27 protein-coding genes and 1 tRNA gene are annotated in these 23,617 nt (G+C 40.5%); 8 read left to right on the top strand and 20 right to left on the bottom strand.

All coding sequences use genetic code 11. From position 1 onward, the window contains the following. Positions 1–101 precede the first annotated feature (101 nt). Positions 102–824, bottom strand: coding sequence for a double zinc ribbon and FHA domain-containing protein (locus NMG88_RS12535; protein WP_026796578.1), 723 nt, complete (start codon positions 822–824; stop codon positions 102–104). A gap of 49 nt (positions 825–873) precedes the next feature. Then, positions 874–1,608, bottom strand: a complete 735-nt coding sequence (gene pgl, locus NMG88_RS12530; RefSeq protein ID WP_026787828.1) for a 6-phosphogluconolactonase — start codon at positions 1,606–1,608, stop codon at positions 874–876. 155 nt (positions 1,609–1,763) lie between these two features. Here pgl and NMG88_RS12525 point away from each other — a divergent pair, with 155 nt between their 5' ends. Beyond that, complete coding sequence (locus tag NMG88_RS12525) at positions 1,764–2,951, top strand: hypothetical protein (protein WP_227358013.1); 1,188 nt, start codon at positions 1,764–1,766, stop codon at positions 2,949–2,951. A gap of 569 nt (positions 2,952–3,520) precedes the next feature. On the opposite strand, the gene NMG88_RS12520 is transcribed toward NMG88_RS12525, so the two are convergent. Next, on the bottom strand, positions 3,521–4,078 hold the full coding sequence (locus NMG88_RS12520) for a heat-shock protein (RefSeq protein ID WP_042154948.1): 558 nt from the start codon (positions 4,076–4,078) through the stop codon (positions 3,521–3,523). A gap of 187 nt (positions 4,079–4,265) precedes the next feature. On the opposite strand from NMG88_RS12520, the gene glgA reads away from it, so the two are divergent. Continuing rightward, on the top strand, positions 4,266–5,741 hold the full coding sequence (glgA, locus tag NMG88_RS12515; protein WP_227350837.1) for a glycogen synthase GlgA: 1,476 nt from the start codon (positions 4,266–4,268) through the stop codon (positions 5,739–5,741). A gap of 61 nt (positions 5,742–5,802) precedes the next feature. On the opposite strand, the gene NMG88_RS12510 is transcribed toward glgA, so the two are convergent. The 3 genes from NMG88_RS12510 to NMG88_RS12500 form a co-directional block, all read right to left on the bottom strand. Next, entirely contained in the window at positions 5,803–6,060 is a 258-nt protein-coding gene (locus tag NMG88_RS12510) for a CRR7 family NDH-1 assembly protein (protein WP_026795138.1), read from the bottom strand. A gap of 117 nt (positions 6,061–6,177) precedes the next feature. Then, positions 6,178–6,798 carry a Uma2 family endonuclease gene (locus tag NMG88_RS12505; protein ID WP_027249878.1) on the bottom strand — a complete coding sequence of 207 codons (621 nt, stop codon included), beginning with the start codon at positions 6,796–6,798 and terminating at the stop codon, positions 6,178–6,180. Between the two features lie 334 nt (positions 6,799–7,132). Beyond that, entirely contained in the window at positions 7,133–7,783 is a 651-nt protein-coding gene (locus tag NMG88_RS12500; RefSeq protein WP_227350838.1) for a L,D-transpeptidase, read from the bottom strand. A 126-nt stretch (positions 7,784–7,909) separates the two neighbouring features. On the opposite strand from NMG88_RS12500, the gene NMG88_RS12495 reads away from it, so the two are divergent. Both NMG88_RS12495 and NMG88_RS12490 read left to right on the top strand, forming a co-directional pair. Then, a complete protein-coding gene (locus NMG88_RS12495) occupies positions 7,910–8,743 on the top strand; it encodes a hypothetical protein (protein ID WP_235751664.1) in 834 nt (277 codons plus the stop codon). A 314-nt stretch (positions 8,744–9,057) separates the two neighbouring features. Continuing rightward, the gene (locus NMG88_RS12490; protein ID WP_042154956.1) at positions 9,058–10,197 is read left to right on the top strand and encodes a GspE/PulE/PilB domain-containing protein; all 1,140 of its coding nucleotides are present in this window, start codon (positions 9,058–9,060) and stop codon (positions 10,195–10,197) included. Positions 10,198–10,320: 123 nt separating this feature from the next. Here the strand turns inward: NMG88_RS12490 and NMG88_RS12485 are convergent, their stop codons facing one another. From NMG88_RS12485 to rpsO, 4 genes are all read right to left on the bottom strand, one after another. Further along, positions 10,321–11,274, bottom strand: a complete 954-nt coding sequence (locus tag NMG88_RS12485) for a hypothetical protein (RefSeq protein WP_227350839.1) — start codon at positions 11,272–11,274, stop codon at positions 10,321–10,323. Between the two features lie 159 nt (positions 11,275–11,433). After that, positions 11,434–12,495, bottom strand: a complete 1,062-nt coding sequence (aroF, locus tag NMG88_RS12480) for a 3-deoxy-7-phosphoheptulonate synthase (RefSeq protein WP_042154958.1) — start codon at positions 12,493–12,495, stop codon at positions 11,434–11,436. Positions 12,496–12,615: 120 nt separating this feature from the next. Next, complete coding sequence (locus tag NMG88_RS12475) at positions 12,616–13,152, bottom strand: PAM68 family protein (RefSeq protein WP_042154960.1); 537 nt, start codon at positions 13,150–13,152, stop codon at positions 12,616–12,618. 87 nt (positions 13,153–13,239) lie between these two features. Beyond that, positions 13,240–13,509 carry a 30S ribosomal protein S15 gene (gene rpsO / locus NMG88_RS12470; protein ID WP_026787815.1) on the bottom strand — a complete coding sequence of 90 codons (270 nt, stop codon included), beginning with the start codon at positions 13,507–13,509 and terminating at the stop codon, positions 13,240–13,242. Between the two features lie 284 nt (positions 13,510–13,793). Between rpsO and NMG88_RS22700 the strand changes: the two genes are divergently transcribed. Together NMG88_RS22700 and dcm are read left to right on the top strand one after the other, a co-directional pair. Beyond that, positions 13,794–13,925 carry a hypothetical protein gene (locus NMG88_RS22700; RefSeq protein WP_420884297.1) on the top strand — a complete coding sequence of 44 codons (132 nt, stop codon included), beginning with the start codon at positions 13,794–13,796 and terminating at the stop codon, positions 13,923–13,925. 7 nt (positions 13,926–13,932) lie between these two features. Then, a complete protein-coding gene (gene dcm / locus NMG88_RS12465) occupies positions 13,933–15,219 on the top strand; it encodes a DNA (cytosine-5-)-methyltransferase (protein ID WP_254033885.1) in 1,287 nt (428 codons plus the stop codon). A 45-nt stretch (positions 15,220–15,264) separates the two neighbouring features. On the opposite strand, the gene NMG88_RS12460 is transcribed toward dcm, so the two are convergent. From NMG88_RS12460 to def, 5 genes are all read right to left on the bottom strand, one after another. Continuing rightward, complete coding sequence (locus NMG88_RS12460; protein WP_227350842.1) at positions 15,265–15,465, bottom strand: hypothetical protein; 201 nt, start codon at positions 15,463–15,465, stop codon at positions 15,265–15,267. 143 nt (positions 15,466–15,608) lie between these two features. Further along, positions 15,609–16,010, bottom strand: a complete 402-nt coding sequence (locus NMG88_RS12455; protein WP_227351504.1) for a response regulator — start codon at positions 16,008–16,010, stop codon at positions 15,609–15,611. A 287-nt stretch (positions 16,011–16,297) separates the two neighbouring features. Beyond that, positions 16,298–17,236, bottom strand: a complete 939-nt coding sequence (locus NMG88_RS12450; RefSeq protein ID WP_254035466.1) for a ribonuclease Z — start codon at positions 17,234–17,236, stop codon at positions 16,298–16,300. 98 nt (positions 17,237–17,334) lie between these two features. Then, positions 17,335–17,538, bottom strand: a complete 204-nt coding sequence (locus tag NMG88_RS12445) for a hypothetical protein (RefSeq protein ID WP_026788190.1) — start codon at positions 17,536–17,538, stop codon at positions 17,335–17,337. Positions 17,539–17,554: 16 nt separating this feature from the next. Continuing rightward, the gene (gene def, locus NMG88_RS12440) at positions 17,555–18,118 is read right to left on the bottom strand and encodes a peptide deformylase (RefSeq protein WP_042154973.1); all 564 of its coding nucleotides are present in this window, start codon (positions 18,116–18,118) and stop codon (positions 17,555–17,557) included. A 200-nt stretch (positions 18,119–18,318) separates the two neighbouring features. Between def and NMG88_RS12435 the strand changes: the two genes are divergently transcribed. Then, positions 18,319–18,513, top strand: coding sequence for a heavy-metal-associated domain-containing protein (locus NMG88_RS12435; RefSeq protein ID WP_235751667.1), 195 nt, complete (start codon positions 18,319–18,321; stop codon positions 18,511–18,513). A gap of 163 nt (positions 18,514–18,676) precedes the next feature. Here the strand turns inward: NMG88_RS12435 and NMG88_RS12430 are convergent. Further along, positions 18,677–18,749, bottom strand: a tRNA-Thr gene (locus NMG88_RS12430). 113 nt (positions 18,750–18,862) lie between these two features. After that, entirely contained in the window at positions 18,863–19,573 is a 711-nt protein-coding gene (locus NMG88_RS12425; RefSeq protein WP_346732949.1) for a TIGR04283 family arsenosugar biosynthesis glycosyltransferase, read from the bottom strand. A 166-nt stretch (positions 19,574–19,739) separates the two neighbouring features. Between NMG88_RS12425 and ilvD the strand changes: the two genes are divergently transcribed. Then, entirely contained in the window at positions 19,740–21,425 is a 1,686-nt protein-coding gene (gene ilvD / locus NMG88_RS12420) for a dihydroxy-acid dehydratase (protein WP_042154977.1), read from the top strand. Positions 21,426–21,523: 98 nt separating this feature from the next. On the opposite strand, the gene NMG88_RS12415 is transcribed toward ilvD, so the two are convergent. From NMG88_RS12415 to NMG88_RS12405, 3 genes are all read right to left on the bottom strand, one after another. After that, positions 21,524–22,378, bottom strand: a complete 855-nt coding sequence (locus NMG88_RS12415) for a DNA-formamidopyrimidine glycosylase (protein ID WP_227398326.1) — start codon at positions 22,376–22,378, stop codon at positions 21,524–21,526. Between the two features lie 3 nt (positions 22,379–22,381). Beyond that, positions 22,382–22,615 carry a photosystem I reaction center subunit IV gene (locus NMG88_RS12410; RefSeq protein WP_026788198.1) on the bottom strand — a complete coding sequence of 78 codons (234 nt, stop codon included), beginning with the start codon at positions 22,613–22,615 and terminating at the stop codon, positions 22,382–22,384. A 229-nt stretch (positions 22,616–22,844) separates the two neighbouring features. Continuing rightward, positions 22,845–23,573 (bottom strand): MORN repeat-containing protein, encoded by a 729-nt coding sequence (locus NMG88_RS12405; RefSeq protein ID WP_042154981.1) that lies wholly within the window; start codon positions 23,571–23,573, stop codon positions 22,845–22,847. Positions 23,574–23,617: the final 44 nt, after the last annotated feature.

The raw sequence follows: 23,617 nt of genomic DNA, 5'->3' as shown, positions 1-23,617 counted from the left end.
AGGGGTTAGATTTCCTAATTCCCTTCAATCAGCTATTAATGATCTAATCCCATGCTTCACCCGATTTGAAAACAGGAAAACCCGCTTTTTTCTCAGCCCTCCTAACCCTTGGAAAGTTGAAAAATAAACGAAACCAAATCCCCTTTTCCTAAAGAAATCCGATCGCCTGGTTTTAACCGATGACGATTCCCCTTGGGCAGAGCCGTGTTATTAATATAAGTGCCATTGGAACTGCCCACATCTTCAATATAATACGCATCTCCCTCAATGCGAATATCGGCATGGCTACGAGACACAATTTCCGAATTCGGGAATCCCGAAACATCCACATCGGGGGGGACTAAATCATTCGGTTTTCCCAAATGAATCACCGACACATTTTGAGGTAATTCCAGATCCGTACTGGTTTGGACATGAATTAACTTAGCTGTCTGTTGCTGTAACTGGGTAGCAGAACTTTGGGAACCCAGATTCATCGGGATCGGAGGCGGTTCAGGAATCACCACCGGAACTTCTGGGGGAGTCGTTGCCATCGCTACAGGAAGGGGAGATTTCTCCAAATTCAACCCCGAACTCACCGCCACTTCCGGTGTGGGTTCATTCGGAGGCGAAACCACCGTCGGAATTACCCCTTGGATTTCCTCCTCATTACTGACCGTAGCGGGTTGTAAATTTGACCCACACTGACCACAGAAAGACGCATCCGTTTGTATCGTTGCCCCACAATGGGGACAACTGGTAGTGGTGGGTAAAGGCGTATAACAGGCTTCACATTGGGTCGCGCCTTCTGGGTTTTGATGACTACAATTCGGACAAACAACCATATTATTAATTTGGATAAGCAAACTTGAGTAGAATTAGGGTTTCAGATGCTTAATTTGGCAAATTTTCAGCGAGTTTGGCTCCCGCTTCTTGATCCAATAACCACCAAAGTTCTCCCACGGGTTGAATTAGGCGGCTGGGATAGGTGATGGCATCCCCCTCGGTGGCGAACACCTGGGCTAACGGTTCTTGTTTATTCGACCCGGTGACCAGAAACAGGACACAACGGGCATGATTAATCAAAGGAACTGTAAAGGTAATTCGGGGCTGGCCATCCTTATTGCCTATGGTAATTAAGCGATCCTCAACGGTTAAGGCATCGGTATGGGGAAATAAAGATGCGGTGTGAGCATCATCTCCCATCCCTAATAAAACCACATCAAAAGCGGGGAACTCTCCGGCATTGAGCGCAAAGAATTGTACTAACTCCCTATTGTATTGTTCTGCATCGGCAATGGGATTATTGGCTAAAGTTGGCATCGGATGAATATTAGTGGCGGGGAAATTTACCCGATCCAGCCAAGCCTGCGCTGCCATTTTTTGGTTACTATCGGGGTGATCCGGTTCCACATAGCGTTCATCTCCCCAAAATACATGAATTTTATCCCAGGGTAAAGGTTGTTGGGCTAGGGCTTCATATAGGGGTTTTGGGGTACTCCCTCCGGCTAAGGCGATCGTAAATTGATTCCGAGTTTCAATTGCTTCTGTGATTTTAGCCAGAAGGATTTCTAAAGCTCGATCAATGAGTTCCTCTCGATTCGCTAAAATTTCTATATTTTTTTCCACTGGGATAGCCTCACAAGATGAATTTCTACATTGAATTTACAGGCTATAATAATCATAGAGGGTTTTGCTCGTTAGCGGTTGAGACACAAAACCTAGTATTTATTTGACTATCTACCCCTGTTCCTTTCAACCCAGCAATCGGCTGTTTGTCAGTTATGTCACACCGAATTCCTGAATCTATTCGTGCCGTAGGGGAGGAATTGCGGTTTCTCCTACAACCTCGTATTTGGGGTTCCGTCAGCGTTCTGGCCGTGGTGGGGATTTTCTTTTGGCAATTTTCCGAAAACCCCGAATGGTTTAGTTTAGACGCAGAATCAACCCTAAATCCTAGCAATTCAGGCAGTCAACTCACCCCAGAACAACAAGCGATTGCTGCGGATATTGATAACTCTAAGGTTTTATTAGAGGCATTAGGGAGTAATAATTCCTTAATTTCGCCTTTAAATTTTAATAGTGAGGTTAATAAAGATTTACTTAAACAAACTCAAAATACAGATAAAAAACTTGAACCGAGTCCTCGATCTAATCCTTTATTGGATAGTTTATTTCCCCCATCTAATTCCACAAATCAACCTCCCGTAGAGGAAAATTCCCCAAAAACCTCCAATCTGCCAAATCCGGTTTCTGAAAATTCTCCTACTACTACTAATTCTAACTTGGGTCTAAAGGGTTTAGGTTCCCCTGTAACGGAAACCACAAATCCCGAAACGGCAAAAACCTCCCTACAACAAGCCATGCAGAACTATCTGCAAACCCAGGAAACAGAAAACACAGATTCGGCTGCACCCTCTAATACAAATGACACTTCAAAAAACTCATTAATCACCGATACAAATTCCGCCAATAACCCTCCCAATAGTCTCACCAATTCCAATTCCGCCTTAAATCCCAGCCCAGGAACAGCAGTTGGTGTCACACCTTTTACTGGAACCCCAACGCTTACAGGACAGGTTAATCAACCCAGTTGGAGTGTTCCCAGAGATAATCCCAATTCGGCTGTCGGTACAGTTCCCCTGCCTCCGATTAATCCCTATCAAACTAACGTTACCCTACCTCCGGTGGTTCCTACCGTGCCAACGGTTACACCTGGAACTGTCCCCAATTCGGGGTATTCCAACTTCAATTCCTTACCGTTAAATAATACCGTTCCCTCCTATTCAGTTACACCTAACATGGGTATTAACAGCACCGTTCAACCGAATAACTACATAACCCCGGGTAATATTAATCCCAACATTCAACAGGGTCAAATCGGTCAAACTCAACCTAATTTTTCAGTTCCTAATCGTGTTCCAGGTCGTTATATTGGCGGGGGGGAAATTAATACTTTTGCTAATCCATAAATTCGAGAGGAATGATGATACTGTAATCATCCCAATCTTAATTATCGCTGTTACCAATTCAAATCAATCTCTATCTCTATCTGGAATATTGCACTCAGGGCATTCTCCAAAATACCACTGACTTTCCTCCTCATTATACCAAGAACTCCAACCTTCCCCACTATTATACTAACTTTCCAAAAAGTCATCTTCATCTTCTTCCAATCCAGAAAAAACATCTATTTTTTCATCTGGACGATCAAATTTTTTCAATGCTTCAAAAAGCATTTACTCAGAAGATGTTTCAGCATTCCAAACCTCTTCAAAAACAGGAGAAGATCTAAATAAGTCTAATTTTTGCGCTACGGTTGAAATGTGTATTTTTCGAGTAGTGGCAGTTGTTTAGAGGCAGGACTTGACAGGATTAAAACCACCCTCTATACTAGAAGTAGAAGTATGGATGCAGCAGACATGAGATAATCATGACATCCCGTTACCCTTTAGGGTCGAGGCAAGTCCGGTAAAGACGTTCTGAATACCAAAAATATAAACAAGTTTTTGGCGAAGGCTCCTGAAGGAGCCTTTGTTATTTAAGGCTTAGGTAGTTTCTTATTATTCAATAAGTTCTTAGCTATGACGAAGAAATTGACTTTCTTTATTTTCCCTATACCTTCGTCTTTGGGATAGGCACTTGTTACATGGAGTCTTAGCTTTTTAGTTTCCTTGAATACTCGAAAAACAACAAAATAATCAACTTCAACGCCCTCTGAGTCCACAACTTTCACAATTGCATAATTTCCGTATCCAGCATGACAGACTAAGGTTGTACTCTGACCAAGTGCCTTGATAATTTCAGGTAACTGCTTTGATAGGTAATATCTCTCAAAATTAAAGGGTCTGGACTCTCTTGGCGCATTGTACATCAATAATTGTGATTCTTCCTTTGTAAGCTCTTGTAATTCTTTAGTGAAGCAATGTAGGCCATAGGTTACTATAAATTTGTATGGAATTAGGTTATTTTCGTCCCTATTATCAAGATATTCAACCGAATGGGCGTTTAGATGTGATAAATCGTAAATTTCACTATTTAGTGTAAAATCTCTCCACTTTATAACTTCTGTTTTAACAGTATTAAATCTTTCAACCATATTCAAACTATAATTTAATCATCACAAACAGGAAATCAAACTGAATCAATCCCCCAACTAAACCAGGCAATTCTGATCAGAATTGATTCAATTGGTAAAAAAAATCATACTTTAGGACTTTACTATTGCAACCAACATGATTACTATGGGGAAGACAAAACATCACGGTTTGGAGTGAGTAAACAGGATGTACATCGTACAAATTGCCTCTGAATGCGCCCCAGTCATCAAAGCGGGAGGCTTAGGCGATGTTGTGTACGGACTCAGTAGGGAGTTAGAACTACGGGGTCATACCATTGAAATTATTTTGCCCAAGTACGACTGCATGAGGTATGACCAAATTTGGGGACTTCATGAAGCCTATCAAGATTTATCTGTTCCCTGGTTTGATGGTGCAATACACTGCACTGTCTTTTGTGGTTGGGTTCATGGAAGCTTATGCTTTTTTATTGAACCTCACTCCGAAGATAATTTCTTCAACCGAGGTTGTTATTATGGTTGTGTAGATGACCATTTACGATTTGCCTTTTTTAGTAAAGCCGCATTAGAGTTTTTACTGAGAACTGATAAACGTCCCGATATTCTCCATTGTCATGATTGGCAAACGGGTTTAGCTCCTGTGATGTTGTATGAAATGTACAAATATCACGGAATGGAAAATATCCGGGTTTGTTATACTGTTCATAATTTCAAACATCAAGGAATTGCGGGGACAAATATCCTTTGGGCAACGGGATTAAACCGAGAATCCTACTATTTTGAATATGACCGTTTACGCGATAATTTTAACCCATTTGGATTAAATTCTATGAAGGGGGGAATTGTCTACTCTAACTTTGTTACAACCGTATCTCCTAACCATGCTTGGGAAGCCCATTATGGAGAATTTGGTTATGGTTTAGGACATACTTTAGAACTGCATCAACATAAATTTGGTGGAATATTAAACGGGATTGATTATGCGGTTTGGAATCCTGAAATTGATTCATTTATTCCCTACCCCTATAGTTCCGAAGATTTAGCAGGAAAGGAAAAGAATAAAAAAGCCCTACGGGAAAGATTATGGTTAAGTCATGATGATAAACCTCTTGTTTGTTATATTGGTCGTTTAGATGATCAAAAAGGTGTACATCTGGTTCATCATGCTATTTATTATGCCCTGCATCGACAAGCGCAGTTTGTGTTATTAGGATCGGCAACGGAACCCAGTATTAATTCTTGGTTTTGGCATGAAAAGAACTTTTTAAATAATAACCCCGATTGTCATTTAGAACTAGGTTTTAATGAGGAATTATCCCATTTAATTTATGCAGCGGCGGATATTATTGTGGTTCCGAGCAATTATGAACCCTGCGGGTTAACTCAAATGATTGGGTTAAAATATGGTGCGGTTCCGGTTGTTCGAGGGGTTGGAGGTTTAGTTAATACCGTTTTTGATCGGGATTATGATGAATATCATGAACCAGAAAAACGCAACGGTTATGTCTTCAATCAAACCGATTTTCAAGGGTTAGAATCCGCAATGGATCGAGCTATTGGCTTGTATAATTACTATCCTGATGAATTTGAAAAATTGAGAATTCAAGGCATGAATTATGACTATTCTTGGAACCAACCTGGAACTGATTATTTAGCAATTTACGAATTCATTAGACACAAATAATTGAGTTGCTACGGATTTAAACGGCTAAAAATAATAGCTGATAAATCCGTAACAGTTCACCCTATTTCTCCAGTCTAACAGCATACCATTGTAAATATTGACCCGGACTTAGGTTGAGATCGCAACCTGTATTTAAGAGATATTGAGCTTGGGTTTCAAGAGTATTAAAGCGTTGTAAATCCTGGGGTAGATTGTCTTGATGTTCAGATAAAACGGACTTGAGTTTTTCGAGGAGTTCCGTAACATTCATAAACTGTTCTGGTTCATGGGTTTCTAACACCAGAAAGGTATCCTCATCGTACATCATCGCATCTGGCATAATGATTTTCTCGCAAAATATTATATAAGTGGGGGCTTCTATTTTAACAACTGCTTGTATTATCCATAATTTAGATTAGTTCAGAAATCTTCAATTTAAAAGTGGTATTAGAACAAACTAAACTACACCCGCTTGAAAAATTTGGTTTGCTGTGAGGTTCAAATCTGGAAAAGTTTGCGACACAATGCGATCATTCTCTCGAAACTTGACGATTTGATATTCACCGTCAACCAAGTTACAGATAGAAATTGTCGGTTGTTTGGGATTTCCAATCAAATTGCGTCCCCCCAAAGCAGCATAATCGACAATCCAATATTCTGGGATACCCATCTCCTCATAATCGGCATATTTAGAATGGTAATCATCTCGCCAATTAGTTGATACAACCTCAATTAACAAAGGGATAGATGCACCTAAACTGAGGGTAGATTGTTTTTGCCATAATGTTTCGTTCGCCAGATTTGCGCGATCGAGTACCAAAATATCAGGGAAATAACCACAATCTTTTTCAGGAGGTCTAACTATTACTTGGCGGGGGATACCGTAGGGTAATCCCAGACGATCTATTTGAACGGAAATTTTGATACCAAGAAAACTGATAACTTCCTCGTGTTCGCCTACTGGTTGTGCCATCTCAACAATATCTCCATTATGCAGTTCGTAGCGTACCGCTGAATTTTCTGGCAGCCACTCCACAAATTCTTCAAAGCTTACGAGTTTGGGTAAAGTTTGAGTCATAGGTTTTGAGAATTACCGATAAATAAATTATATAGCAGGGAACACCGGAACAGCCCCCCCCAAACCCCCCGTGCACGGGGGGCTTGGGGGGAGGGAACACCGGAGGAAAAGACTTCACCGTCTAGCTTTGCTGCATCACTCTTTGTCCTAATAGGTCTGGCGACTGCTATATCTCTAAGTTCTATTATATATAGAAACAAGTCCAGAACCTTTAAGTAAATTATAAGGAATGAAAAAGTAATAACTTGATGAGTTAATTATCTGAGCCAAATCAACGAAAATCACCAGATTTTCTATGGGCTATATATAGCGTAATTGTGTAAGTCCTGTTTATTTAAGGTTCAACTATTACGGGAGTTCCGATTTTTACCCTCTGAAATAGAGCCAGAACATCTTGATTAAACATCCGAATACAACCGTGGGAAGCGGCTTGTCCAACGGTTTCAGTATTAGGAGTTCCATGGAAACCAATATAGTTTTTTCCGTCTGTCCAAAACCCAATCCAACGCTCTCCTAAAGGATTATCTGGCCCTGGAGGGATAATTTCTCCGGTAAAGGGATGTTCCCAAGTGGGCTGGGAAATCATCTCAATCACTTTATACTCACCCACAGGAGTTTCCCAACCTTCTCGACCAACAGCGATAGGATAACTGCTTTGGAGTTGTTGATTTTGATAGAGATAAACCCGACGTTGATTTAATTTAATCACCACTCTCAAATTATTTTCAATCGAGTCATTAAGTTGATTATTGGGTGGGGGAAATAAATTAGAAGTGGCAAATTTGGGGGTGTGGGGAGTCAGGAATTTAACTGGGGATGGAGCCAGGAGAATCGGGTTTTGGGGCTGAATTGATAGGGCTGGACTCTGTTTTGTTACTCCTCCGAACAGTACAGTTGTTCCTAATATAACTGCTGTCAAATATTTTTGAAAACTTTTTACTCTAACCATGGCACTGTTTTTATTGACTTTGACGGATTGATTCATTATTGTTTCCCGTGTTTTTCTCGTCTTCCTCCCCAAAGTTTAATATTTATAGAATTTTTGGAATTTTGAGGATTTTGGTTTAAGATCATGGGAAAATCTGCTTATTTATAACATCATCTTACGATTATGACTAAAAATCAAACCATTAGCCCTCTGAGCATAATTGGTGTCATTAGTGCCGGGTTACGCATCTATCGAGATCATTTCAGATCCTATTTTAATATAGCTCTGCAAGCCTATTGCTGGTCAATTATTCCGATTTATGGCTGGGCTAAATTTTCCGCACTTTCTGCACTAATTGGTCGTTTAGCTTATTATGAAACCTTAGAACAGCCCGAAGTAATTTCAGAAGCTCGTAGTCGTGTCGAGCGCAGAATGTGGAGTTTTTTAGGACAAGGAATTCTGGTCGGCTTAATTTTAATCGGGGGACTTTTGGGATTAATTTTAGTTGGGGTAATTTCCCTAGCTATCTTAGTTTATTTGTTAGGACAAGATAATCCGCTCATATACTTAATTGGTTTTGGGATTTTTATTGGTGTTTTATGTGCCTATATTGGACTAGCTTCTCGAATGTACATTGCGGCTTTACCCTTAGCCGTTGAAGATAATATGACCGCAACAGCAGGAATTAGTCGCAGTTGGAAACTAACCAAAGGAGCAGTATTACGGATTCAAGGAATTCTGTTTTTGGGATTTTTAATTATCTTACCTGTTTCAATTTTAGTTATATTGATTATCGTCTTTTTGCCACTGGCTTTTGGAATTATAGTTAACCCCGATTCATCTACTTATAAACTGATTGTGAATTTATTTTCCGTGGCTATAAATATTATTATCGGGGCTTTATTTCTTCCATTTTGGCAATCAATTGCTGGGGTTATTTATTATGATCTCAGAGTCAGACGGGAAGGAATGAATTTAACAACTAACCCGATTAAAGATAGGAAATCAGGGGTTTGAATTTTCCCTAGTGGCGATCAGCTTAATCCAACATAGCATGATCCATGATCATAACCTAGGGATGGCAAGGAGCGATCGCTAATTTCCGGCTCCCGCAGTTTAGCCATTTTCACTTACATTTTATAGCTGATTTCCGCAAAGGCTGTTAAACTTAAATCAAATAGAGGAGCATTACTAATCCCCTTGTCTTTATTCCTCAACGGTTGTAGATATTTGATTTAAGCCGGGGTGCCTTCGTGAGTGAGCTAATTCATGCTGAACTTAGCTCTAAATCTAAGAATATTGGACTAAGACACTAAATTAAAATTATAAAGATGTTAGCTAAATCTGAAGCAACTGGGACAGTTACACTGGAATCGCAGCAAATTTTTGCCTTAATTGACAGTATCTTACCGCTAGAAGTTTGCCTGCATTACCAAATTTTACCTCTTTGTCTCAAAGATCATCATTTATATTTAGGTGTGGTTGATTCAGAAGATCAATCAGCCTTAGAATATGTGCAGAAGATCGTATCCTACATGAATTGCTCCATCATCAGTCAGGTGATTTCTTCGAAGGAGCAACGTTCTATTTTATCAGCCTATCTCTATCATACACAACAGGCTAAAACCGATGAATCTTTGACAATAGATATGGAAACAATCACCCAATTTTCTGAACAGAAAAACTCATCACCAACTCCTGTTTCAAGTTTTGAGGTCTCGACTTCTGTTCCCTCTCCAAAAGTTGTGGAAATAGAGCCAGTTATTTCTTTAGCACCAGTAAATTCAAATTTATCAACCTCAAAAATCGAAAATTTTTTACCTGAATCTGTAGAATCAATATCCACAAGTTCTTCAAAAGCACTATCGGTTTTAGAGGTAAAAACGACTTATTTAGAAAGTCCGGTAGAAGTTTTATCGATGTTATCTCCCCATGAATTATTACAAGAACTGTTAGGACGAGTTTTAATGGGAGGTATTGGAAGGCTTTATTTTGAACGTCAAGAGGCTAATTTAAGCCGAATTTTGTGGAGTCAAGATGGCGTTTTACAATCCGTTGTTACCGGGCTAGATGATCAGCAATTTAAAGGGGTTATTAATGAATTAAAACTGTTAGTAGAACTACCATTAATTCCTGTAGATAAACCGCGACAAGTTGAAATGGAAAGGCTTTATGAAAATACTCATCTGTTACTACGTTTAAGAATTAATCCAGCACCCTTGGGAGAAGAAGCTAACCTACAGGTTTTACGCGGGGCTGCTTTAAAGTTTTATCAAAAACAACAGTTATCTAAATTAAGTTTAGATGCTCTACGACTGACGCAGCAACTCCAAAACAAACTAAGTGAACTGAACACTCGTCTGGCAATAACGCCCCTATCTTCTGAGAATTTAGTATTACTGAATCAACTCTTAAAAACCATGGTTGAAGAATCTGATGCTTTAATTGAAAAAAGTCACGATAAGGAATAGGTCTTTTTCAGTTATAGCACTAGGGAACAGCCCCCCCAACCCTGCGTGCACGGGGGGAGGGAATGGGGAATAGGGAATAGGGAATAGGGAATATTATTGCCACAATATTCCTTTTGGGTAAAATTATTTAAAAATCAAACCCAGTAACCCTTTCGTGTAGATATAACTAAAACCAATTTGAATCCCAAAATCCGTTTCTTCTCGAATATATCCGACACTGGCACGTCCAGTAATTAAGAAACTGTAGGAAATGGGAATATCAATTCCAACGGTCGCTGAAGGGCCCAAACTAAGGTCACTATTAAATAAATCTTTGTAGATAATTCCGGCTCCTACAAAGGGGGAAAAACGTACTGCATTGGTTTCGCTTCTGACGGGAAATTCTGCGGTCAAGTGCGTTAGACTCGCACTATCACTTCCAATTAGAATTCCACTAGAATGTAAGGAAAAATTTTCTGAAAACCCGGTTTTTGAGAGGGTCATTAAACCTCCTCCCCCTAAACCCGATCCATCTCCGGCAATTCCAATATTACCCCCAAGACCAATATAATTAAAGTTATTACTTAAACGACGGCCATTGGCATCGGCGGCTTTACGGGGATCTTCCGGTTTTTCTGATTTGTTTTGTTGTTGGGCAACGGGTAAAGATTGATCTGGATTTTGAGCAACACTCCATTCCACTCGCTCCATCCAATTATTACTTAAATCGGCTGCTTGGGTGGAAGGAAAAGCATTTTGAGCTTCGGATAAAGTTTGGGGTTGCTGTTGAATAATTTCGGCTGACGGCTCTATTTCTGGAGGTTGAACAGATAACTGCTCTGGGTTGAAATCCGATGTTTCTAAGGTGGTTTGAGAAGCTATTTCTAGGGAGGAATTAAGCTCTGAAGTTTGAGCAAAAATCTGCTCTGGGTTAAAATTCGGTGTTTCTAATATAGTTTGAGAGGCAATTCCTACGGAAGATGCCACAATATTTTCTAAGGAAGATTCCGAGGAAAGTTCTTGAGCAAGAAGTTCACCCCCATTCAGGGTTAAGGCGATCGCAGTCCCTAAAAAAACAATTTTGTACAGATTAGACATTTGCAAGTTCACTCCTCAAATTTTCGTCGAGACTTCACCCAAGTCATTATATATCCTTTACTCAGGTAATTAGGATATCAACAACACCATCAAAATAGATATCAAAAAAAGGCGTTTACCACAAACGCCTTGATCAAGTTCCAAATTTTTGAGACTAATTTAACCGACGACAGCCAGTTCTTTCGGCCAACGACCTACGGCTTTCCCGATCACAGATAGTTCTTGCATTAAGCGGTCAAACCGTTCTGGAGTCAGTGATTGGGGGCCATCGGAGAGGGCTTTAGCCGGGTTGGGGTGAACTTCAATCATCAGGGAATCTGTTCCGGCGGCAATGGCAGCCATGGCCATTGAGGGAACGTATTCCGCCACACCGACGCCATGACTGGGATCGATCATAATTGGTAGGTGAGTCAGCGATCGCAATACAGGTAAAACGGATAAATCCAAGGTATTACGGGCATACTGACGATCAAAGGTGCGAATTCCCCGTTCACACAAAATCACGTTAGGATTACCACCCGCTAGGATATATTCCGCCGCCATTAACCATTCTTCGATGGTCGCAGCCATTCCCCGTTTGAGTAATACGGGTTTGTTTTGCGCTCCCACTTTTTTCAAGAGGGAAAAGTTCTGCATATTGCGAGCGCCAATTTGAATAATATCGGCAACTTCCCCTAATTTTTCCAGGTCTTCGGCATCCATTAACTCCGTAATAATACCTAATCCCGTTGCATCACGGGCCGCAGCTAATAACCCTAATGCACTTTCACCATGTCCTTGAAACGCATAAGGAGACGTCCGAGGTTTGAAAGCTCCCCCCCGCAGGAATTTAGCTCCAGCGGCTTTAACTCGTTTTGCGGTTTCGACAATCATCTCCTCGTTTTCCACCGAGCAAGGCCCAGCCACAACGACTAGGGGATGATGTTCGCTGAAGGTAACATTCCCGGCGGGAGTGGGAACAGTGACTTCACTGGCTTCGCCCTGACGGTAGGCACGACTTACCCGTTTATAGGGTTTTTCTACCCGCATGACGTCCTCAATAAAAGGACTCATTTCCCGCAGTTGTAAAGGGTCGAGATCGACAGTTTCACCGACTAACCCAATCACAACTTTGTGTTTACCGACAATTTTCTCCGGTGATAAACCCCAAGTGGTTGTGAGATCTTCACTTAAACGTGCAATTTCGGCTTCTGGTGTGCCGACTTTCATTACTATAATCATTTATCCTGTTTTGATCGATCGATCAAATTTAAAAAGCTGAAATTGTCTAAGAAAATACAGCCCGATTTAAAGCCAATTTAACGTATAACAATTCAGTTTTGGACATCAACTTTTGAAATCTTAATTTTTCTGCTTTTTCTGCCTTGCAGCTTTCCATCCATCCTGCATTCGCCCTAAATTCAGTTTGAATTCCTGCCAACCCAATATACTACCCGGCGCTTCCTCATCCCAGGATGCAGAAAGCACCCCATAGCTTAACCCCAGGACACTTAACCCAAAACATCCCATACTCAAAATTACAATAGCCGTATTGGGAAGGACAAGCAAATCTTGGGTAATGATGAAGTAACTGCCGATGAAGCTTCCCAAACCCAGGAGCAAAGGAATTCCAGCTAAAACCACCATCCGAGAGAGCATCCGTTGACTAACTTTCTCTGGAATTGCTGTTTCTTCCCGGGTGTAGGTGCGTTTAGTCTCCTTCTGAGTTTTGGGTTCAGGTTTAGGAGACTTAGGAGTTGCCTTAACTTTCTGATTGGTTTTTTTGGGTTTAGGGTCTGAAATCGCCTTTTCTGGGGGATTAGAAGTCGCTTTATCGGTTTTTTTGCGATTTTTCTTGGGTTCAAAGGCGGGCCGTGCGGTCGGACGTTCAGAGGACATAGGTTCAGAAAAGGGGTCTGGAAATGCAGGAGGAAAGCTTGAGGTCGGGAATCAAGATAGAGGGATTTACAGAAGGCCTGAAAAACCCTAACCCCGAATTCCTAAACGAGCGATTAACGCTTGGTAGCGTGGTTTGTCTAGGCGTTGTAAAAAACCTAACAGGCTTTTACGACGACTAATCATTTGTAAAAGTCCACGGCGAGAAGCGTGATCTTTTTTATTGATTTTTAAGTGTTCGCTGAGTTTGCTAATCCGTTCCGTCAGCATAGCCACTTGCACCTCGCAGGAACCGGTATCGGTTTCATGGGTTTGGTGCTCGGACATGATTTCTTGTTTACGCTGCTGTGTGAGAGCCATAGTTGTTGAATCTCAGAGATGATCCGTAAATTTCCACAATCACTTAGGATACCACACTTTTGATCAGTTTTGCCCGGCGGTCGTAGCAAGAATTCAGGTGATTTAATTCTGTCCGCAGAATCAAGCCTGTCTTCAGACGATGAGAGTATCAATTACATCCCTATGGATAAGCGGGTGTTACTGATGCTGAAATTTGGGAAATTTATCGGCTTCGTTGGGGAGTTGTTAGGGAAGTTTTTGAAAATGCACTTAAAAATTGACAAACTGATCTAAACCTTTAACAAATAGATGGAGCCGGAAATATTAACATTAGAAAAAATGCAGTCAGTACAATTTGTCTTTATAGTGATTGTACTGTAGCCTTCTCAAAAGAAGAAATTCAGCTATTAGCCAAATTTATTAGAGAAAATTCATAATATTACAATGAAAACGATTAAATTTATTGATTTGTTTGCCGGAATTGGAGGAATCAGACTTGCTTTTGAAAAAGCAGCTTTAGCATTAGAGTTTAAACCTCAATGTTTGCTGAGTAGCGAGATTAATCAAGATTCCAGATGGGTTTATCAAGCTAACTTTAAAGACAATGCTTTAGGTGATATTAAGACAATCGAAAAATTACCAGAACATGATGTTTTACTGGCGGGCTTCCCCTGTCAATCATTTTCTTACGCAGGTAAGAAAGAAGGATTTGGAGATACGAGGGGAACATTATTTTTTGAAATTATGAGATTAATAGATACAAATAAACCTCAAATTTTAATATTGGAGAATGTGCGAGGAATCCAAACTAATGATCAAGGGAAAACCATTCAAACGATAGAATATGAAATCAAAAAAAGAGGCTATAGTTTTCAAATATTTTTATTAAATAGCTGCAATTTTGGCTTACCTCAAAATAGATTAAGAGCTTATATGATTGCTGTCTTAGGACAATCTCCAAAATTCAATATTATCTCTGATACAGGGCCACAGGATTCTCATTCTTATATGCAGCAACTTTCTCTATTTCAACAGCATCAATTTTCATGTGTTAAAACAATTTTAGAAGATAATCCTAATCCTAAATATGATTGTTCACCTATTTTTATTGAACAGTTAAAAAAACATTTGAAAGGTGATTTACAAAGGCTACATGGAAAAAGATTAATTGATTATCGCGGGGGAAACTCCATACACTCTTGGGAATTGGGTTTAAAAGGAGAATGTAGTCCGCAGGAAATTGAGTTAATGAATCGTTTTATTTTGAAAAGACGAAATAAAGAGTTTGGCGAGGAACAAGATGGAAAACTTTTAACTAAAAATCAAATAGCTACATTTTTTAATCCTCCTGATTTGGATGATCTTCTTCAGTCATTAGTCAATAAAAAATATCTTAAAGTTATTAATCATCAATATAAACCTGTGAGTGGTAATTTTTCCTTTGAGGTGTATAAATTCTTAGATCCTGAATCAATTGCGGTGACTTTAGTGGCTAGTGATGCGAATAAGTTAGGGGTTTATCATAATTATCGTGTTCGTCGCATTACTCCCAGGGAAGCTGCTCGTTTACAAGGGTTTCCTGACCATTTTTGTCTACATTATCATGATGATAAGGCTTATTATCAATTAGGAAATTCTGTTAGTATTAATGTGGTGGAGTTTATTGTTAAGGAAGTTTTGCTAAAGGTATTTGTTGGTGCGATCGCGCCTCTGATACAGCCTATAATTTAAAGATCGATTTTTTGATAAAAATTTGCGATATCATGCCATTTTATCTTATTTATAACTGGAGACTTCAGGATTAGTAGAATAATTAAACCCCGCTAAAACATCAGATTCAGAATTATTTTCAACCCAGTGCAGAAAACTTTTTGGGGCTGTATTAAACTGAACCAAGAGGCGCAGAGTCGCAATGGGAATTTGATGGAGAAGTTGGGGATAATTCAAACATAAAACCCGAAATTGCGGATTACTCAAAACAGGTTTAGGAAACTCATTGAGTAACTCGATTAAGGTTTCTTTTGGGGTATTTGGGTTGGCGCCTTCTTATTGCAGAATAATGCACTCTGGTAAAATCATAATTTTCGACCAAGGTTGATTCTATAATATTAAAGTTTTTTTTATTCATCTGCGGGTAATTTGGATTTAATTTGTGCAACAAAATCCTTATGATCAACGACGGGTTTAGGAATATAACCATCGGCTCCACTACGCGCTAAAAAGTTTTCCCGATCGCCTGTGTTCGCATGGGCAGTAACTAAAATAACTGGAAGTTTAGCAGTGGCGGGATTCGCTTTTAACATTTGGGTAATTTCAATCCCATCAACGGCTTTACCGCCATAATAACTATTGGTTAAAGACACATCCATTAAGATTAGATCCGCTTGTTTGTTTGCCGCCATTTGCATTACGGTTTCCACATCTTCGGTATGTTTTGCCATTAACCCGCCACGTCTGGTTAAAATCCGTTCAAAGACTTTCCAGTTAACGATATTATCTTCAACAACTAAAATAGTTCTCATCATGGTCTTACCTCTTGGGGAAACCCTATATCATCTATCTATAGTTCAAGTGTGTTCGATATCAGTTAAACTGTCGATAGGGATAAGTTCAGGAGTTCTGAAACCTTCTCTATGACTGAATAAAACCTATTTGGCGGCAGTTAAGATCAAAAAGGATAGAAAAGTTCAGTATTTTGTAGTGAGTCCCATAGTGAGTCCTTCAGGACTCATTCTGATTCCAAAAACTAGAGAAATAAAGATAGCCCTGAAGGGCTTACTACGGGATTAAGACAGCTCTGAAGGGCTTACTACGGGGAGGGACGACGGGGAATTTCATGGGTGAGGAAATCATAAGCCATGTCTGTATTTTGAAAAATGCTTCTAGCTTCTGTTAATAAATCCTCTAAAATAATTGAATTTCCGGGGGCGTAACGGGGGCTAAAATGAGTCATAATTAATTGTTTGACTCCGGCGGCTAGTGCTACCTGTGCCGCCATTGTTGAGGTAGAATGTAATCTTTGAAAAGCCATTTCTGCATCTTGATGGGAGAAGGTAGCTTCATGAACTAATACATCTGCATTTTCCGCTAATTCTACCGCCCCATCACAAAATACCGTATCGGTACAATAGACGAATTTACGACCTACTTGGGCTTCGCCACATAATTCCTTACCCCGAATTATCTGACCATTAGCCAGGGTTACGGTCTGTCCCTGTTTCAGTTGAGCATAAATTGGCCCAGGGGGAATCCCTAATTTTTGGGCTGTTTCCACGTCAAATCGTCCGGGTTTATCCTTTTCTATAATTCGATAACCAAAGGCTGGGACTCGATGTTTTAACGGCCCACAAACCACTTGATATTCCTCATCTTCAAAAATGATTCCGGGCTCAATAGTATGGACTTTAACCGGATAAGAAAAATGGGTTTGGGAATAGCGAATACAACCCTGTAAATATTCGGATAATCCCGATGGCCCATAAATATCAATCCGTTTGGGATTTCCCGCTAACCCACAACTAGCTAATAACCCCATTAACCCAAAAATATGATCGCCGTGTAGATGGGTAACAAAAATTCGACTAATTTGACTAATTTTTAAATCACTGCGGAGGAATTGATGCTGCGTCCCCTCTCCACAATCGAATAGCCAAATTTCAGCCCGTTGCGGTAAACGCAAAGCTATACTGGAAACATTGCGCGATCGCGTGGGAACCCCCGAGCTAGTACCTAAAAATGTAATCTGCATTTACCTATACCTATTGTCAACAATCCTAATTTTGATATCCCCCCCATCCGTTAGCCACGACTCCTATAGTAAGCCCTGAAGGGCTCACTACTAGAGTTTTATTCTTGATTCATTTGAGCATCTTTAACGGCGGCAAAAAACAGAAACACACTTAAAGGAATACTCAAGGCTAAAATTACACTGGTGGTTAAACTTCCTAGTTCTGGATTTCCTGAAGATAGTTCAAAAACCGAACCGACAGAGGCGATCGCAGCTATACAAGAACCTAATAATAAAACCATGCTTTTTGGAGTACCGACCATCTTGAATTATCCTATATTATTTAACGGATTTAACAGCTTTGGGTGAAAATTTATGTTTGGCTAATTCTTCATTTAAAGCCAATTTATTCTCCACTCGATCTACAAATAAAACCCCATGCAAATGATCCATTTCATGTTGAATTGCACGACCTAATAATTCCGTCGCTTTCAGGGTGCGCGGTCTGCCATTTTCATCTTTAAAAGACACTTCCACCACTTCCGGGCGAGTCACATCCATATAAACCCCTGGAATACTCAAACACCCTTCTTGAAACGGTGAAATTTCCGTACTGGATTTAATAATAGTCGGATTAATCAAGACTAAAGGGGGGTTAGCCGCGTTATCGGGTTCGCAGTCAATTACAATCACTTGTTTATTCACGCCAACTTGGGGCGCGGCTAAACCAATACCGTCAGCACTATACATGGTTTGTAACATCTCCCGCACCAGTTGACGAATTTCATCATCAATGCGGGAAACTCGTTTAGCTGGGGTTCTCAAGGCGCGATCGCCCAAATAGTGAATCTGAAAGGGAGGTTTTTCTAACTTTTTCTTTTCAACTAAAACTTGTGAGGTCATAGAAGGGTTACGCTTAACTTCTGAAACAATATTATCCTGTCTCTATCTTAATAGATTTTAACAATTAACACTCATGTCTTAGGTGTTGAGGTGTTAACCAACAACCGATCACTAACGATTATCCCGAATTGACTTGACATTTAATCTTTTTTGTGGTAGAGCAAGTTAATCATTAGAATTGTCGATTACTACCAAAACCCATGACCGTTGAAATCAAAGTTACTTCTATGGTTTGTCAAGCCTGTGCCAATACTGTTACTAAGGCGATTAAATCTTTGGATGCTGAGGCTGATATTAAAATTAATTTAGAGACAAAGATAGTTAATATTAACGGTACACCTTCTGAAACCGAGATTAAAGAAGCGATCGTCGCCGTCGGTCATACCGTAGAGTAGGGAATTTTGGCTCTTAATTTCTAATAAGTAGTAAGCCCTTCAGGGCTTTCTTCCCTAGACTTAGCAGCAAAACCTAACACCAATAACAAAAGATTAAATTTATTAGTCTTAGGTTTAGGGGATTAAGCCCTAAGTATGGCTGTGCAAGGATTTGAAATCAAAAAGCTGCTTATCGGACTTGAACCGACGGCCTGTTCATTACGAGTGAACCGCTCTACCAACTGAGCTAAAGCAGCAACGAACTTATATTTGCACAATGTCATATTGTAGCAAAACCCGATCTCAATTGTCAACATTCTTTCAGGACAATGGCAAAAACTGATTTTATATACCCATTACCCATTACCCATTACCTATTCCCCGCCTTCCTCCGATACCATTGAGATAATTTTGTTGGGGAAATTCCTAGGTAATATCCGATAACAATTAACTGATTAATTAATGTAGTTTTGAATACGCCTAACTTTTGCCACCGTCGTCCCGATGTGATCACAGAACTTGATAAAATCTCAATTTTTCCTAAATGATTTAAACGACGGATTAATTCAAAATCCTCCATAATCGGTTGTTCAGGAAATCCACCTATTTCCCCAAAAGTGGTAGCCTTGATAAAAATAGCTTGATCTCCGTAGGGCATTTGTAAATATTTTGAACGCCAGAATACCGTTTTTTCAATAAACTTTAAACTCAATTCAGGAGCATTAATTTTTAATTGAAACGCTCCGGCAATTATGTTAGAATTAATAAATGTTTTTCGGATTTCTGTTTCAAATCCTAGGGGTAATTGGGTATCCCCATGCAAGAATAATAAAATCTCCCCCGTTGCTATTTTTGCCCCCGCATTCATTTGTAGCGCCCGTCCTCGATGGGTAAATATCACTTTTACCCCCAAATTTTGAGCTATTTGAACGGTATTATCCTGACTTCCCCCATCAACAATAATAATTTCTATATTTTCTACCCGTTGAATCGTAGAAATTACTAACCCAATATTTTCGGCTTCATTTAAAACCGGAATAATGATTGAAATTTTTACAGATTCAGAACTAAAATTTATCAAGGTATTATTGAGTCAAACCCATCAATTTCCAAAGCCGTTAATAATTTATCACATTTTCTGAGATAATAATAACAATATAAAAAATGGGTTAGATCAGCGAGTAACAACAATACAAAAAACGTCGTTGAACCGTTGGAACACAACCCGCACACAAGAGGAACAATTAATGTCCGATAACCTGAGAAGTCAAGCCATTACCCAAGGAACCCAACGCACCCCCAACCGTGCCATGTTAAGGGCTGTGGGATTTGGAGATCAAGATTTTACCAAACCCATCGTTGGAATTGCCAACGGTTACAGCACCATCACCCCTTGCAATATGGGCATTAACGCCCTAGCATTACGCGCTGAAGCTGCCCTAAAACAAGCGGGGGCGATGCCGCAAATGTTCGGAACAATTACGGTCAGCGATGGCATTTCTATGGGGACTGAAGGGATGAAATATTCCTTGGTTTCAAGAGAGGTAATTGCTGACTCGATTGAAACCGCTTGTAACGCCCAAAGTATGGATGCGGTTTTAGCAATTGGTGGCTGTGATAAAAATATGCCGGGGGCGATGATTGCGATTGCTAGAATGAATATTCCGTCCATTTTTGTGTATGGTGGAACCATTAAACCCGGACATTATAATGGTAAAGATTTAACTGTTGTTAGCGCTTTTGAAGCCGTCGGACAATATAGTGCTGGAACAATTGACGAAACAGAATTAATTGAAGTCGAACGTCGCGCCTGTCCGGGGGCGGGTTCCTGTGGGGGAATGTTCACAGCAAATACCATGTCTTCTGCGATTGAAGCGATGGGAATGAGTTTAATGTATTCCTCAACCATGGCGGCAGAAGATGCGGAAAAAGCCGAAAGTACAGAACAGTCGGCCTATGTGTTACGAGAAGCAATTAAAAATCAGATTCTTCCCCGTCAAATTATAACCAGAAAAGCCTTTGAAAATGCGATCGCTGTAATTATGGCTGTGGGCGGTTCAACTAATTCGGTTTTACACCTATTAGCTATTGCTAATGCCATCGGAGTTGAACTAACTATTGATGATTTTGAAGCTATTCGGGCTAAGGTTCCGGTGCTATGTGATTTAAAACCCAGTGGTCGTTATGTTGCCACGGATTTACACAAGGCTGGTGGTATTCCGTTAGTGATGAAAATGTTATTAGAAAAAGGGTTAATTCATGGGGATGCCTTAACAATAACTGGGAAAACTGTTGCTGAACAATTAGCCGATGTTCCCTCCGAACCCAGTCCCGACCAAGATGTAATTCGTCCTTGGAATAATCCTATGTATGCTCAAGGGCATTTAGCGATTTTAAAAGGCAATTTAGCCACGGAAGGTGCGGTTGCTAAAATCACGGGTGTTAAAAATCCAGTTATTAATGGCCCAGGGCGAGTTTTTGAATCGGAAGAAGAATGTTTGGATGCAATTTTAGCCGGAAAAATTAGCGCTGGCGATATCATTGTTATCCGTTATGAAGGGCCGAAAGGCGGGCCAGGAATGCGGGAAATGTTAGCACCAACTGCGGCAATTATTGGGGCAGGTTTAGGGGATAAAGTCGGATTAATTACCGATGGTCGTTTCTCTGGAGGCACCTATGGAATGGTTGTGGGTCACGTCGCCCCAGAAGCGGCTGTCGGTGGGAATATTGGTTTAATTCAAGAGGGAGATAGTATTACTATTGACGCCCATCAACGGTTACTGCAAGTGAATATTTCCGAGGAAGAATTAGCCCAACGTCGGCAAAATTGGCAAGCTCCAAAACCCCGTTATACTAAAGGAGTTTTAGCCAAATATGCGAAATTAGTTTCATCGAGTAGTGTTGGTGCTGTCACGGATTTAAACTTAGGTTAAACCCCATTTAATTCTAGGCGTGAAACCCTCGTAACGAGGCGTTCACGCCTGATAAAATAGGTTTAATTTTTAATCTATATCCCACCAAAATATTGCCCCTAATACTGACATTTCGGGCAAAAATGAGCCGACCGCCCGGCAAGTTTCAAACGTTCAATTGGGGTTCCACAGACTCGACAGGGTTCTCCAGTACGGTTGTAAACCCAAGCTGTGCCGCCATAGTTACCATTCACCCCTTGAACATTCAGGAAGTTACGAATCGTTGTTCCGCCCACTTCAATACTGGTTTTCAACACCTGAATAATATGGTGATGTAGCCTTTCGAGTTGGGGACGAGTTAAGGCACGACAGGGAGTGGTTGGGGAAATTCCGCTTAAAAATAAAGACTCATCCGCATAAATATTTCCGACTCCGGCCACTAAACTTTGATCCAAAAGGGCAGATTTAATTGGGCGTTGACGTTTTTTAAATTGTTCTTGTAAATATTCAACGGAAAATTCTGAAGTGAAAGGTTCTGGGCCTAAATTATTTAATCCGGTAATAATACTAGAAACTTCCTGACCGGGTGGCGCCCACCAAATTTTACCAAAAGTGCGTTGATCAACAAATCTCAATTCTCGATTTTCCGCAAAAAATAAACGAATCCGAGTGTGCTTTTGTAAGGGGTCTTGGGGATTAACCCATAATAATTGACCTGTCATGCGTAAATGAACCCCTAACCAGCCTCCAGAGGTTCTCTGGGCGTCTAATTTAACCAATTCCGCCAGTAAATATTTTCCTCGGCGATGCCAGGATGCGATCGCCACTCCAGTTAAACCCTGCAAAAATTCATCCACGGAAAAGGGGTAGGCGAGAGTGCGCTGAAGCAACACTTCACCGCCCACAATTGTTTGGTTCAAGGTCACTTGATTTAGACCTTGCCTAACGGTTTCAACTTCCGGTAATTCCGGCACAGGCTATTTTTTAGCAGCAGGTGCGGATTTTTTAGCGGTAGCTTTGGGAGCTTCCACTTCCAACAGTTCGCTCACGGCAAAGTTGTTGGTATTGATACCGGAGTAGTTCACTTTATCAAAGCGAACAATCGCAGCATATTTGATGCCACTGGCGTCTACAGAAGCAACTGTACCTACTTCTTGATACCAGTAGGACTCTTTGCGTAGGACACGAACTTTAGAACCACGTTGAACCATTGGTTTTTCTTCCCCTTTTCAATCAAAAAACGAATAAAGACATTCAATAAACTCAGGGTACTACTGGATTGGCTGTCTAGGTTAATTTAACTCTTTAAGTTTTGTTGCTGACCCAGCCATTTTCCCCTGGAAAGACACATATAAGGTGCATTCTTTCTATTCCCCATTACCCATTACCCATTACCCATTACCCATTACCCATTACCCATTACCCATTACCCATTCCATCCTATACTTTCTGGCCATCACGGAAACTACCTGGAAAGCGTTTTCCTTTGGCATCAATAATCGTTCCTTGGCCATGGGGAACCCCACCGCGAAATTCACCTTCAAAGCGAGTTCCGTTGGCAAAAGTGCAGGTTCCCTTACCATCAAGTTGTTGATTAAAAAACTGTCCCTGACAGCGAGTGCCATTAATTCGGGTAAACACCCCTTGACCAAAGGGAGATCCAGCAAAGAATTCGCCTTCATAGCGATCGCCATTGGAATAGATAAACTGTCCGCGACCACTGGGTTGACTACTAACCGTTCCGCCCCCAACTTCTCGCACCAGTTTAAAAGTTCCAATATAGCGATCGCCATTAGCAAAAATCACCGTCCCCTGGGTAATATTGCCATCTTTAAATGCCCCAACGATCCGGTCGTCATTAGCAAAGATAAATACTCCTTGTCCATTCGGTAAACCATTGCGAAACTGTCCTTCATAGCGATCGCGGTTTGCATAAACCATAATCCCTTGACCGTCCGGTTTACCATTAACAAAACTTCCCTTATAGTTATCTCCTCCCTCATAGTTACACTTGACCATTCCCGTCGGTAACTGTCCTTCACAGACTGGAGGCTGCTTGCCGTCAGCTTTTTGTGCAAAAGAAGGTAGAGGATGACTAATACCAATAACAACCGCTAAACTCCATAGAGTTAGTGTCAAAAAACTCCGTTTTCGGATTGAATAAACCATGGTTACTCCCAACTTTTTCTTATGAAAAAAACATACAAATTTCT

It is taken from the genome of Planktothrix agardhii (assembly GCF_904830935.1).
Classification (GTDB): Bacteria; Cyanobacteriota; Cyanobacteriia; order Cyanobacteriales; family Microcoleaceae; genus Planktothrix; species Planktothrix agardhii.
This window is presented reverse-complemented; position numbering and strand designations above follow the sequence as displayed.